The organism is Sphingomonas spermidinifaciens (genome assembly GCF_002351485.1).
Lineage (GTDB): Bacteria > Pseudomonadota > Alphaproteobacteria > Sphingomonadales > Sphingomonadaceae > Sphingomonas > Sphingomonas spermidinifaciens.
This window is the reverse complement of the sequence record NZ_NWMW01000002.1, coordinates 538,456-551,381: the sequence shown is the minus strand read 5'-3', so window position 1 is coordinate 551,381 and position 12,926 is coordinate 538,456. Positions and strand designations below refer to the sequence as shown.

The window sequence follows — 12,926 nt, the reverse complement described above, 5'->3', positions numbered from 1 at the left end:
CTGCGTCAGCAGCGTATCGAGGGCTCGTATCGAAGTACGTGTACGCGTGCCGACCTGTCCTTCAATACACATCCTCGGTACGCCACTTCGTGGCTACTCGGCCGCTACTCAGGACGAATGTCACAGTTGAAGTCGTCACACTCGTTTTGGCGCGGGGTCCCGCAGCCTTTTCGACCGGCTGAAGAAGGAAGAAGCGGGACCCCGGATCGAGTCCGAGGTGACGGGTGATAAAGCTGCTGCTCCCCTCACAAGTGCCGCTTCTCCAGCTTCCGCGCCAAGGTCCGCCGGTGCATCCCCAGCCGCCGCGCGGCTTCCGAAACGTTGAAGCCCGTATCCGCCAGCACCTGATGGATATGCTCCCATTCGAGCGTGCGCAGCGACGTCGGCGCGGCGGTCAGGTCGGCCTCGGCATCTCCCTCGACACGCTCGAACGCCGCCTCGATATCGTCGGTGTTGGCGGGCTTGGTCAGATAGTTGGTGGCGCCCAGCTTGATCGCCTCGACCGCCGTCGCGATGCTCGCGAAGCCCGTCAGCACCACGATCCGCATCGCCGGGTCGAGCGCATGCAGCACCTCGACACAGGCGAGCCCCGATGCGCCGCCGAGCCGCAGGTCGACGACCGCGTGCGTCGCGCCATGCTCGCGCGCTGCCGCTGACAGCCCCTCGGGCCCATACAGCACGCGCACTGCATCGCCGCGACGCTCGAAGGAGCGGGCGAGCGTGCGCGCGAAGGTCGCATCGTCCTCGACGATCAGCAGCCGCCGTCCGGTCATCGCCCCTCCTCCAGCATCAGCGCGGCGAGCGGCAGGCGGAACACGACCTCCGCCCCCTCGCGCTCGCGATTGGCAACGGTCAACGTGCCGCCCAGCACGCGCAGCACGTTGACCGCCAGGAACAGGCCCAGCCCCGCGCCGCGCCGGTTCTTGCTCGACTGATAGGGCTTGCCAAGATGCGCGAGGATGCCGGGCGGCACCCCGCGCCCGTCATCGGCAATGGTCAGCACAAGCTCGGCGTCGCGCACGCTCGCCGCCACCTCGATCGAGCGTGCGCCCGCTTCGGCGGCATTGTCGAGCACGTTGACCAGCGCCTGCGCCAGTGCCCTGTCGGCAACGATCGCGCGGTCGGGGCCCAGCCGATCCTCGAACGCGACGAGGCCCGGATGCCCCTCGTCCCAGCGCGCAACGATGCCCGACAGGAATCGGCGCAGCGTCGTCCGCTCGGGTGCGTCTCCCGTCACCTCGCCGGCCGCCAGCAGGATGCCCGAGAGGATCGCCTTGCACCGCGCGATCTCGGCGGCCATGTCGGCCACTTCCTCGGCGCGGGCGGGATCGCTCGCAATCACCGGATCGCGCGCCCAGTCGCCGAGCGCCACCGCGACGGTGGAAAGCGGCGTGCCGAGTTCATGCGCCGCGCCGCTCGCGAGCAGGCCCATGCGGACGATATGCTCGGTCTCCGCCGCCTGCTGGCGCATCGCGGCGAGGCGCGCGTCGCGCTCGGACAGGTTGCGGGCAATGCGGGTGACGAACAGGACGATCAGCACCGCCGCAAGCGTGAAATTGAACCAGTTGCCGACGAGGTACGGGAGCGAATGCGCGCTCGCCATGCCCGGCGGCAGTGCGAGCGGGTGATAGTCGACGGTGAGCGCAGCGAACGCCCCGCTCGTCACCGCCACCATCGCCCAGCTCGTCACCGGCTTGAGCAAGATCGCGCCGAGCACGACCTGAAGCAGGAAAAGGCCGACGAACGGATTGGTCGCCCCGCCCGACAAATAAAGCTGGATGGTGAGCGCGCCGACATCGATCAGCAGCGCGGCGAACAGCTGGTTGTTGGTGACCGGCCGCCGCCGCTCGGCGAGCAACTGCAAAAGGTTGAGGGCGATCAGCAGGCCCAGCGTCGCGAACATCGGCAGGATGGGGAGCGACACGCCCAGCCCGAACTGCACCGCGACGATCGTCGCCATCTGGCCCGCCACCGCCAGCCAGCGCAGCTGAACGAGGAGCAGCAGGTTGCGGCGACCCGCATCTTCCGGCGACAGCTGGGTCATCGCCTGACCGTCACGCGCCATGCGAGGAAGGCGAGCAGCCCCGCCATCGCGAACCAGGTGAGCGCGTACTGAAGATGCGTGTTGCGGAACCGCACCACGGTCAGCCCGCCGCGCGGCCATCCATCGCCATTCGCCCCCGCATCGAGAAACCAAGGCAGGACCGGCCCCAGCCGCTTCGCCGCCGCGATCGCCGCCACGTCGCGCGAGTACCAGCGGTCGGCGGCGGGATCGTTCGAGCGGAGGAATCCGCCGCCCGGCTCGGTCACGCGCAGCAGCCCCTCGATGCGCACCGGCCCGGCGGGTGGCGGTGTTCGCCCTCGCCGGTCGGGCGTCACAAAGCCGCGATTGACGAGGAGGCGGCCCTGCGGCGTGTCGAGCGGCGTCATGACCCAGAAGCCGCCGCCCAGCTCGGTCACCGCCTGCGTATAGGTGTCGCCCCCCTGTACCCAGCGACCGGTTGCGGCGATGCGGGTATATTCGTCGCCCCTTGGAGGCGGCGGCACCGGCGGTGCCTTCAGCCGCGCCTCGACCCGTGCGATCAGGTCGAGCTTCCAGGTCCGCCTCTCGAGCTGCCAGATCCCCAGCCCCAGGAACAGGACGATAAGGAAGAGGACGCCGATCGGGGCGGCGGCGCGCTTCACATGCCGCTCATGTCCGACATCGCCGCGGCCGGCGGCATCGGCGGCATCATGTAACGGTTCATGTTGACCATCACCCACAGCGAGCCCGCAATGGTGATGACGACGATCACCGCGGTGAAGATCAGCGCCATCAGCGTCCAGCCGCCCTCCGACTTGGTATCCATGTGAAGGAAGTAGATCATGTGGACGACGATCTGGACGATCGCCAGCGCCATCACGATGCCCGCGGTGATCCGCGTGTCCTGAATGACGCCGCCCATCACCAGGGCAAAGGGAATGGCGGTGAGGACAACCGACAGCAGAAAGCCGGTGACATAGCCCTTTCGGGTCGCGTGCGCCGCCCCGCCCTCGCCATGATGGGCGTGCGCGGCATGCTGGTCGGCGACCTGCTTGGCCTCGTCGGCGGTGGCTTCGCGGCTCATTGCATCGATCCCAAGAGATAGACGAAGGTGAAGACGCCGATCCACACGACGTCGAGGAAGTGCCAGAACAGGCTGAGGCAGGCGAGCCGGCGCGTGTTCGCCGCGATCAGCCCCTTCTGCGCGACCTGCACCATCAGCACGACCAGCCAGATCATGCCGAAAAAGACATGCAGCCCGTGCGTGCCGACCAGGGCGAAGAAGCTCGACAAAAAGGCTGAGCGCTGCGGCCCCGCGCCCTCGTGGATGAGGTGCGCGAACTCGTAGAGCTCGATGCCGAGGAACGCGGCGCCGAACAGGCCGGTAACGGCAAGCCAGCCGAGCGTGCCGCGCTTGTTCTGCTCCTGCGCCGCGATCATCGCAAAGCCGTAGGTGATGGAACTGAACAGCAGCATCGCGGTGTTGAGCGCGACGAGCTTCAGGTCGAACAGCTCGGGCGCGGTCGGCCCGCCCGCGGCACTCTGGCCATAAACGCCCCAGCCCGCGAACAGCATCGCGAAGATGAGGCAATCGCTCATCAGATAGAGCCAGAAGCCGAGCATCGTGCTCGACCCCGCCTCATGATGATGCGGCTCGGTTTCCCAGAAGTGCGGCGCGTCGGCGGTGGTGGCGGGGGTGCCCGACATGATCACGCCTCCGCCAGCGCGAGGCGCGCGCGCTCGGTCGCGGCGACTTCCGACGCCGGGATGTGATAGTCCCGATCATAGTCGAAGCTGTGCCAGATCGCATAGCCGATCACGCCGAGCAGCCCCGCGCCCGCCAGCCACCAGATGTGCCAGATAAGGCCGAACCCGCTCGCCGCCGACAGCCCCGCGAGGATCACGCCGGCGCCGGTGTTCCTGGGCATGTGGATGTCCAGATACCCCTCGGCCGGCACCTTCCCGCCGCGCGCCTTGATGTCGTGCCAGGCGTCGAGGTCGTGGACCACGGGCGTGAAGGCGAAATTATAAGCGGGCGGCGGCGAGCTGGTCGCCCACTCGAGCGTGCGGCCGCCCCAGGGATCGCCGGTCTCGTCACGCAGCTTGTCGCGATTGAGGATGCTGACGCCGATCTGGATCAGGAAGGCGGCGATGCCCACCGCGATGATCGCCGCGCCGATCCCGGCGATGACGAACCAGATCTGCAGGCTCGGATCGTCGAAAGTGCGCAGCCGCCGCGTCACGCCCATCAGCCCGAGGATGTAGAGCGGCGTGAACGCGACCCAGAAGCCAATCACCCAGCTCCAGAAGCTCACCAGCCCCCACTTGCGGTCGAGCTTGAACCCGAACGCCTTGGGCCACCAGTAGTTGATGCCCGCGAACATCCCGAACAGCACGCCGCCGATAATGACGTTGTGGAAATGCGCGACGAGGAACAGCGAGTTGTGGAGCACGAAGTCCGCCGGCGGGACCGCCAGCAGGACGCCCGTCATGCCGCCCACGGTGAAGGTCAGCATGAACGCGACCGCCCACATCATCGGCAGCTCGTAGCGGATGCGTCCCTTGTACATCGTGAACAGCCAGTTGAAGATCTTCGCACCCGTCGGGATCGAGATGATCATCGTCGTGATGCCGAAGAAGCTGTTGACGCTCGCTCCCGACCCCATCGTGAAGAAGTGGTGCAGCCAAACGAGATAGGCGAGGATGCAGATGACGATGAGCGCGTAGATCATCGAGGTATAGCCGAACAGGCGCTTGCCCGAGAAGGTCGAGACAACCTCGCTGAACACGCCGAACGCCGGCAGGATCAGGATGTAGACTTCCGGATGGCCCCAGATCCAGATCATGTTCACGTACATCATCGGGTTGCCGCCGAGGACGTTGGTGAAGAAGTTGGTGCCGACATAGCGGTCGAGGCTGAGAAAGGCGAGCACCGCGGTCAGCACGGGGAAGGCGGCGACGATCAGCACGTTGGTGACGAGCGCCGACCAGGTGAACACCGGCATCTTCATCAGGCTCATGCCCGGCGCACGCATCTTGACGATGGTGGCGATCAGGTTGACGCCTGACAGCAGGGTGCCGACGCCTGCGATCTGCAATGCCCAGATATAATAATCGACCCCGACGTCGGGCGAATAGTCGATCCCCGACAAGGGCGCCATCGCCAGCCAGCCGGTCTTGGCGAATTCACCGACGAACAGGCTCGCCATGATGAGCATCGCGCCGGCGGTGGTCATCCAGAAGCTGAAGTTGTTGAGGAACGGGAAGCTGACGTCGCGCGCGCCGATCTGGAGCGGGACGACATAGTTCATCAGGCCCGTGACGAACGGCATCGCCACGAAGAAAATCATGATGACGCCATGCGCGGTGAAGATCTGGTCGTAATGATGCGCGTCGAGGTAACCCTCGTTCCCGAACGCCATCGCCTGCTGCAGGCGCATCATGATGGCATCGGAAAAACCGCGCAGCAGCATGACGATACCAAGGATCATGTACATGATCCCGATCTTCTTGTGGTCGACGGTCGTGAACCATTCGGTCCAGAGATAGCCCCAGAGCCGGTATTTGGTGACGAGGCCGATCAGCGCGAGGCCGATGACCGCGGTGCCGACAAAGGCACCGACGACGATCGGTTCGTGAAGCGGCAGCGCCTCAAGCGTCAGGCGGCCGAAGATCATCTGGGTGAGGGCGTCGGACATGGCTTCCTCAATTGCCCTTGACGGGCGCTTCGCGGTCGACACGCTGGCCGCTGCCGGTCCGGGCGGGGGCGCTGGCGCCCTTGCCCTCGGCATCGGTGCGCGGGCTTGCGGCATCCTCGCCGGGCGCGCGCTGGAACGCGGCCTCGGTGCGCGGACGCACGATGTTGTTGGTGGGCTGCGGCAGGCCCGAATGGCCGCCGCCATGCATCGACTCGGTCATGCACGGTTGGCCCGGCGCGACGCACAGGTTGACGATGCGGCCGAAGATGCCCTGCTCGACGCGGGCGAAATGCATCGGCTTCACGTCCTCGCTCGGCTGCTCGAGCTTGAGATAGGTCGCGGCATCGAGCCGGGCGGGCGCCGCCTTCGCGCGCGCGATCCACTGATCGAAGCCCACCTGGTCAACCGCATGGGTGCGGAACTTCATCTTGGAAAAGCCCGCGCCGCTATAGTGCGCCGACATTCCCTCGAAATCGCCGGGCTTGTTCAAGACGGCATGAAGCTTGGTCTCCATACCCGGCATCGTGTAGATCATGCCCGCCATCGCCGGCACATAGAAGGTGTTCATCACGCTCGACGAGGAGAGGCGGAACCTCACCTGGCGATCGACCGGCAGCACCAGCTCGTTGACACTGGCGACGCCCTGTTCGGGGTAGATGAACAGCCATTTCCAGTCGAGGGAGACGACCTGCACTTCCAGCGGGCGCTGCGTCGCGGGCAACGGCTTGCCTGCGGCAATCCGGCCGATCGGGCGATAGGGGTCGAGCGTGTGCGTCGCCACCCATGTGAGCGCGCCTAATGCGATGATGATGAGGAGCGGCGCCGACCAGATGATGAGCTCGAGACCCGTCGAATGGTCCCAGTCGGGCTTGTACTCGGCCTCCTCGTTGGTCGCCCTGTAACGCCAGGCGAAAACCGCGGTCAGTACGATCACGGGGACGATGATGAGCAGCATCAGGCCCGTCGACCACAGGATCAGGTCGGCCTGCTGGCGCGCGACGTCGCCCGCGGGGTTCATCACCACCATGTCGCACCCGCCAAGCGCCAGCGGGGCGGCGGCGAAGGTCGCGAAACGGAGAGCCAGGGCACGCGGGCGGTTCAGCATGATGCTGAGCTAGGCCCGGCGACCTTCACGCGAAATAGGACAAAATGTCCTATGCCACGCCCGCGGCGAAGGGGGTAAGGGAGCGCAATCGCGGCTCGCGGGTTGCTCGCCCAAAGGCCCCGCCACAAGGAACCGCCCGTCATGGCCGAAGCCGTCGCCCATTCCAGTTCGCTCGAGCGCGATGCGCGCGCCATGCACGCCGACGAGCATGTCCGTCCGGGCGAGATCGCGATCGGCGTCATCATCGGGCGCACCTCCGAGTTCTTCGACTTCTTCGTCTATGCGATCGCCAGCGTGATCGTGTTTCCCGAGCTGATCTTTCCCTTTGCCGATCGCGTGACCGCGACGCTTCTGTCCTTTGCTTTGTTCCCCCTCGCCTTCGTCGCGCGGCCGATCGGCACGCAGATCTTCATGGCGATCGACCGGCGGCACGGGCGCGGGACCAAGCTTACCATCGCGCTGTTCCTGCTCGGCACGTCGACCGTCTCGGTCGGCTTCCTCCCGAGCTACGAGGCGGCGGGGATCTGGGCCGCGGTGATCCTCGGCCTGCTGCGCATCGGCCAGGGCCTCGCGCTCGGCGGCGCGTGGGACGGCATGGCCTCGCTCCTTGCGCTCAACGCGCCCGAGGGCAAGCGTGGCTGGTTCGCGATGGTGCCGCAGCTCGGCGCGCCGCTTGGCCTCATCGTGGCGAGCGGGCTGTTCGCCTTCCTGCTCGGCACGATCGGCGAGCAGGATTTCTTTGCCTGGGGCTGGCGCTATCCCTTCTTCGTCGCCTTCGCTTTGAACGTCGTCGCGTTGTTCGCGCGGCTGCGAATGGTCGTCACCGCCGAATATGCCGAGCTGTTCAAGAGCCGCGAGCTCACCCCGTCGCGCGTCGCGCCGACGATCAAGGCGCAGTGGCGCAACATCGTCATCGGCGCCTTCGCCCCGCTCGCGAGCTTCGCCCTGTTCCACATGGTGACGGTGTTCCCGCTCAGCTGGGTCTATGTCTATACCGGCGAGAGCCTGACGCGCTTCCTCGTCATCGAGATGGTGGGTGCGGCCTTCGGCGTCGCGTCGATCGTCGCCTCGGGCTGGCTGGCCGACCACATCGGCCGCCGCTCGGTGCTTGGCTACACCGCCGCGGCGATCGCCGTCTTCTCGGGCTTCGCGCCGCAGCTGCTGCGCGGCGGGGCGATCGGCGAGTCGGTGTTCATGATCTCGGGCTTCATCCTGCTCGGCTTGGCGTTCGGCCAGTCGTCGGGCGCGGTGACGAGCAATTTCCCCAAGCGCGCGCGTTATACCGGCGCTGCGTTGACCAGCGATCTCGCCTGGCTGTTCGGCGCGGGCTTCGCCCCGCTCGCGGCGTTGGCGCTCACCCACTATTTCGGGCTGGCGGCGGCAGGGGGCTATCTTCTGTCGGGTGCGATCGGCACGCTGGTGGCGCTGGCGCTCAACAAGGAACTCGCGCGGCGGCTGGATTGAGCGTCCTCTTCCCCCGCTAAGGGGAGGAGTTGGGTGGTGGGTCGCCTGTCAGGGAGGGGAGCAGGTCTTCCCCCCGCGTCCGCCGCGCACTACACCCGCCCATATGATCCTGCTTGTCGAAGACGATCCGGCACTGCGCGTCCTTACTGCGCGCGCGCTCCAGGAAAACGGCTATCAGGTGCGCGCCTGCGCCGCCGCCCCCGAGTTTTGGCAGGCGTTCGAAGGCGGCGACGTCGAACTCGTCCTTCTTGACATCATGCTCCCCGGCACCAGCGGCATCGATCTTTGCCGCCGCATCCGCCAACAGAGCGACGTCCCCATCATCTTCATCAGCGCCAAGGGGAGCGAGGTTGATCGCGTCATCGGCCTCGAGCTCGGCGCCGACGACTATCTGCCCAAACCCTTCGGCACACGCGAGCTGATCGCGCGCGTGCGGGCGGTCCTTCGCCGCTGGGAAGCCAAGGGCAATGGCGGCGAAGAACGGTCGAAGGGCATCGCCCGGTTCGAGGGGTGGACGATCGACTTGCCGCGGCGCGAGCTGCGCTCGCCCACAGAGGCGGTCGTAGAGCTGACCGGTGCCGAGTTCGACCTGCTCGCCGTCCTCGTGGATCATGCCCAGCGCGTCATCGCGCGCGAGCGGCTGATCGAACTGTCGCGCACGCGCATCGGCGATTCGTCCGACCGGTCGATCGACGTGCTCATCAGCCGTCTGCGCCGCAAGCTGTCGACCGAGGAACGTCCCGCGCCGATCGTCACAGTGCGCGGCGTCGGCTACATGCTGAGCGCCCCAGTCACGCGCGAATGATGCGGCCGCACTGGCCGGCGATGGGGCTGATCGGCCGGCTGGTCGCAATCCTGCTGTTCGCGCTCGCGCTCGAGTTCGTCGCCAGCACGCTCCTCTACGAACGCGCGGCCGAATTCTCGGTACGCGATGACGAAGCGCGGCGGCTGGCCGAGCATCTGGTCATTGTCCGCCGCCTCGTCGGCGAAGCGCCGCCGCCTGCACGGCCGCGCTATGCCGCGGAGCTGACCACCGATCGCTACATCGTCCGCTGGAGCCCCGAGCAGCCGACATTGCCGCAGAACGGCCCGCCTCCGAACCAGATCCGCGATCAGGTGATCGCATGGGAACCAGGGCTCGAGGACCAGCAGGTCCGCCTCGCGCTGCTGCGCGTCGGCACCAAGTCGGTCATCACCGGACTGATGCGCCTGCCTGACGCGAGCTGGATCTATTTCCGCACCGCCGAGCCGGTGCGATCGGCGGGCGTGCCGTGGGAGCGAGTCATCGCGGCGGCGATCCCCGTGCTGGCGGTGATGCTGATGGGCGGCCTCCTGATCCGGCGCACGGTCAAGCCGATCCGTAGCCTGACCGGCGCGGTCGAGCGCTATACGCCGGGCGAGGCGCTGCCCGAGCTTGCAGAGGCGGGGCCGGCCGAGATTCGCCGGTTGATCGCCGCATTCAACGCCATGCAGGCGCGCATCCGCCGGCTGATCGACGAGCGGACCCGCGCGCTTGCTGCGGTCGGCCATGACCTGCGCACGCCGCTCGCGCGGCTGCAGCTGCGCACCGACGCGATTCCCGACGCCGATCTGCGGCGCGAGGTCGCCGCCGACATCGAGGGGATGGAGGCGATGGTCAATTCGCTGCTCGCCTTCCTCGGCGGCGAGGCCGATCCCGAGGTGCCGCGCCGCGTCGATCTCGCGGTGCTGTGCGCCAGCCTTGCCGACGATGCGAGCGACCATGGCCATGCCGTCCGCTACGAAGGACCGGCGCATCTCGAGCACCGCGTCCGCCCGTCGAGCTTTCGCCGTGCGGTCACCAACCTCGTCGACAACGCCGTGCACCACGGACGCGACGTAGTCGTCCGGCTGGAGCAGCGGCCGGGCCATGTCTACCTCCATGTCGAGGATGACGGCCCGGGCATCCCCGAGGAATCGCTGGCGCTGGTGCTCGAACCTTTCGTCCGGCTCGACGCCGCGCGGGGGCGCGACACTGCGGGCTTCGGCCTGGGCCTGTCGATCGTCGCGCGGGCGGTGGCAGCGGAGGGCGGAACGCTGGAGCTCGCGAACCGGCCCGCAGGCGGTTTGCGGGCCACGATCGCGCTGCCGGGATAGAGCAACCGGCTTCCTTTCGAAACACGGATGCGGGCACGCCCGCCAGCAATCATTCCTTACACGGCGTCCCCAACGGGAAAGGTGCGTCGGGCTATGCCATCCGCTGCGGTGCGCGTGTTGCGCCTGCAAGTGTGGAGGGTGTCATGCGGGCAAGCGTCGGAACCGAAACCGGAGGCGCGGCGTGAACGCTCCCGCCGCAGTCGCCGCTCCGCCGCCCGCTGCCGCGAAGATCGGCCTTCTGCCGAGCTTCGCCACGTGGAAGCAGGACCTGCCCGCCTCGATCGTCGTCGCGCTGGTGGCGCTGCCGCTCTGCCTCGGCGTCGCGCTCGCGTCGGGCGCGCCTCTGTTTTCCGGACTGATCGCCGGCATTGTCGGCGGCATCGTCATCGGCCTGCTGTCCAAGTCGCCGCTTTCGGTCAGCGGGCCTGCCGCAGGCCTGACCGTCATTGTCTTCGACGCGATCCAGTCGCTGCCGAGCTTCCAGGCCTTCACCCTAGCCGTGGTGCTCGCAGGCGCGATGCAGATGCTGTTCTCGCTCAGCCGCTCGGGCGTGCTCGCCGAATTCGTCCCGAGCTCGGTCATCACCGGGATGCTCGCGGCGATCGGCCTGATCCTGATCCTCAAGCAGGTACCGCATGCGGTCGGCTATGACGGCGATCCCTCGGGCGAGTTCGCCTTTGCCCAGACCGACGGGATGAACACGCTCTCGACGCTCTGGTTCTCGCTCACCGACAAGCTGACGATGGGCGCCGTCGTCATTTCGGTGATCTCGATCGCGTTCCTGTTCTGGTGGGACGCGAACAAGCCGAAGGACGGGCCGCTCAAGCTCCTTCCCGGACCGCTCGTCGTCGTCGCCGGCGCGGTGGGCCTCAACGCACTGTTTGGCGTCGTCGCCCCCGGACTCCAGCTCGAGCGCGAGCATCTGGTCGAGGTGCCGATCGCCGACGGCTTTTCGGGCTTCGTCGGCCTGTTCTCGCTCCCCGATTTCGGTCAGATCGGCAACGCGACCGTCTGGACCGTCGCGATCACCCTGGCGATCGTCGCCAGCCTCGAATCGCTGCTCAGCGTCACCGCGGTCGACGAACTCGATCCCCAGCGCCGCACGACCGACAAGAATCACGAGCTGTTCGCGCAAGGCGGCGGCAATCTCGTCTCCGGCCTGATCGGCGGCCTGCCCGTCACCTCGGTCATCGTCCGCTCCTCGGCGAACGTCGATTCGGGCGCGTCAAGCAAGCTCTCGACGATCATGCACGGCAGCTGGCTGTTGCTCAGCGTCGTGCTGATCCCGGCGATCCTAAACCTCATCCCGCTCGCCGCGCTTGCCGCCGTGCTCATCCAGACGGGCTACAAGCTCACCAAGCCGGCGCTGTTCCTGAAGCGCTGGAAGCAGGGCTATACGCAGTTCGTGCCATTCGTGGTCACGATCGCGGCGATCATGTTCACCGACCTGCTGATCGGCATCATCATCGGGCTGGCGGTCGGCTTCGTCTTCGTCGTCGCGCGCAATTTCCGCCCCGCGGTCAGCTTCGTGTGCGACACCGATGGCAAGAGCTGCATGATCCGCGCGCGCCGCAACCTCTACTTCATCCACAAGTACGAGCTGCAAAAGGCGCTGGGCCGGGTGCCTGCAGGCGCCGACCTGCTCATCGACCTGTCGGCGACCTCGTATGTGGACCTCGACAATATCGACATCATCAACGCCTTCGTCCGCGGCGCGCCGTTCCGCGACATCAAGGTGTCGGTCCGCGGCGATATCGCCGAGAAGAGCGCGCCGCTCGTTAATGCCCCGCGCCGGGAGCTCGTACACATATGAACGACTACAAACTCCTGCTCCTCGCCAACAAGGCGTGGGCCGAGCAGCTTCGCGAAGAGCGCCCCGACTATTTCACTCGCCAGGCCGAGGCGCAGCAGCCCAACTTCCTCTGGATCGGCTGCTCCGACAGCCGCGTCGCCCCCGACCAGATCACCAACTCGCCCCCCGGCGTGATGTCGATCCACCGGAACGTCGCGAACCTTGTCTATGAGGAGGACCGCAACCTGATGGCGGTGCTCGAAACCGCGGTCGAGCGCACCCGGGTCCGCCACATCATCCTGTGCGGCCATTACGGCTGCGGCGGCGTGGCGCAGGGGTGGAAGCGCGAGGGCACCGGCGCGGTCGGAGAATGGGTGGCCGGCGTCCACGACGTCTACACCGAGCACGCCGAAGAGGTCGATGCCCTGCCCGAGGGGCAGCGGCTGAATCGCATGGTCGAACTCAACGTGCGCGACCAGCTTGTCCGGCTCGCCCGCGTGCCGCTGGTACAAGCGGCGTTCGAGCGGGGTCAGGAGCTGACGCTGCACGGTTGGGTCTATGACCTGCGCGACGGCATCCTGAAGCCGTTGATGACGATCGATGCCGGCACTCGGCTCGACGCGGTCGAGCGGCCCGAGCCGGTGCTCGTCTGAACGCGATCGGTTGAGGGGGGCGGCGCCTCGTGCGCCGGCGCCCTCAACCGGATCGGGGGGCCGCGGTCCCCTCCCC

12 protein-coding genes are annotated in these 12,926 nt (G+C 67.2%); 5 read left to right on the top strand and 7 right to left on the bottom strand.

The window, feature by feature from the left end; genetic code table 11:
* Positions 1-245 precede the first annotated feature (245 nt).
* The 7 genes from COC42_RS12690 to cyoA are packed head-to-tail and all read right to left on the bottom strand — an operon-like array spanning position 246 to position 6,826.
* On the bottom strand, positions 246-773 hold the full coding sequence (locus COC42_RS12690; protein WP_096343674.1) for a response regulator transcription factor: 528 nt from the start codon (positions 771-773) through the stop codon (positions 246-248).
* Entirely contained in the window at positions 770-2,044 is a 1,275-nt protein-coding gene (locus COC42_RS12685; protein WP_096344190.1) for an ATP-binding protein, read from the bottom strand. The genes COC42_RS12690 and COC42_RS12685 overlap by 4 nt, the downstream gene beginning before the upstream one ends.
* Complete coding sequence (locus COC42_RS12680; protein ID WP_096343673.1) at positions 2,041-2,685, bottom strand: SURF1 family protein; 645 nt, start codon at positions 2,683-2,685, stop codon at positions 2,041-2,043. Before COC42_RS12680 ends, COC42_RS12685 begins: the two co-directional genes overlap by 4 nt.
* Positions 2,682-3,107 carry a cytochrome o ubiquinol oxidase subunit IV gene (gene cyoD / locus COC42_RS12675; RefSeq protein ID WP_096343672.1) on the bottom strand — a complete coding sequence of 142 codons (426 nt, stop codon included), beginning with the start codon at positions 3,105-3,107 and terminating at the stop codon, positions 2,682-2,684. Before cyoD ends, COC42_RS12680 begins: the two co-directional genes overlap by 4 nt.
* Positions 3,104-3,730: a cytochrome o ubiquinol oxidase subunit III gene (gene cyoC, locus COC42_RS12670; protein WP_096343671.1), complete on the bottom strand. Its 627-nt coding sequence runs from the start codon at positions 3,728-3,730 to the stop codon at positions 3,104-3,106. Before cyoC ends, cyoD begins: the two co-directional genes overlap by 4 nt.
* A gap of 2 nt (positions 3,731-3,732) precedes the next feature.
* Complete coding sequence (gene cyoB, locus COC42_RS12665) at positions 3,733-5,721, bottom strand: cytochrome o ubiquinol oxidase subunit I (protein WP_096343670.1); 1,989 nt, start codon at positions 5,719-5,721, stop codon at positions 3,733-3,735.
* Between the two features lie 7 nt (positions 5,722-5,728).
* Entirely contained in the window at positions 5,729-6,826 is a 1,098-nt protein-coding gene (gene cyoA / locus COC42_RS12660; RefSeq protein ID WP_096343669.1) for a ubiquinol oxidase subunit II, read from the bottom strand.
* 141 nt (positions 6,827-6,967) lie between these two features.
* Between cyoA and COC42_RS12655 the strand changes: the two genes are divergently transcribed.
* The 5 genes from COC42_RS12655 (at position 6,968) to COC42_RS12635 (ending at position 12,850) form a co-directional block, all read left to right on the top strand.
* Positions 6,968-8,290 carry an MFS transporter gene (locus tag COC42_RS12655; RefSeq protein ID WP_096343668.1) on the top strand — a complete coding sequence of 441 codons (1,323 nt, stop codon included), beginning with the start codon at positions 6,968-6,970 and terminating at the stop codon, positions 8,288-8,290.
* Between the two features lie 103 nt (positions 8,291-8,393).
* On the top strand, positions 8,394-9,095 hold the full coding sequence (locus tag COC42_RS12650) for a response regulator (RefSeq protein ID WP_096343667.1): 702 nt from the start codon (positions 8,394-8,396) through the stop codon (positions 9,093-9,095).
* On the top strand, positions 9,095-10,405 hold the full coding sequence (locus COC42_RS12645) for an ATP-binding protein (RefSeq protein ID WP_342747311.1): 1,311 nt from the start codon (positions 9,095-9,097) through the stop codon (positions 10,403-10,405). Before COC42_RS12650 ends, COC42_RS12645 begins: the two co-directional genes overlap by 1 nt.
* A gap of 181 nt (positions 10,406-10,586) precedes the next feature.
* On the top strand, positions 10,587-12,218 hold the full coding sequence (locus COC42_RS12640; protein ID WP_245844107.1) for a SulP family inorganic anion transporter: 1,632 nt from the start codon (positions 10,587-10,589) through the stop codon (positions 12,216-12,218).
* Positions 12,215-12,850, top strand: a complete 636-nt coding sequence (locus COC42_RS12635) for a carbonic anhydrase (RefSeq protein WP_096343665.1) — start codon at positions 12,215-12,217, stop codon at positions 12,848-12,850. Before COC42_RS12640 ends, COC42_RS12635 begins: the two co-directional genes overlap by 4 nt.
* Positions 12,851-12,926: the final 76 nt, after the last annotated feature.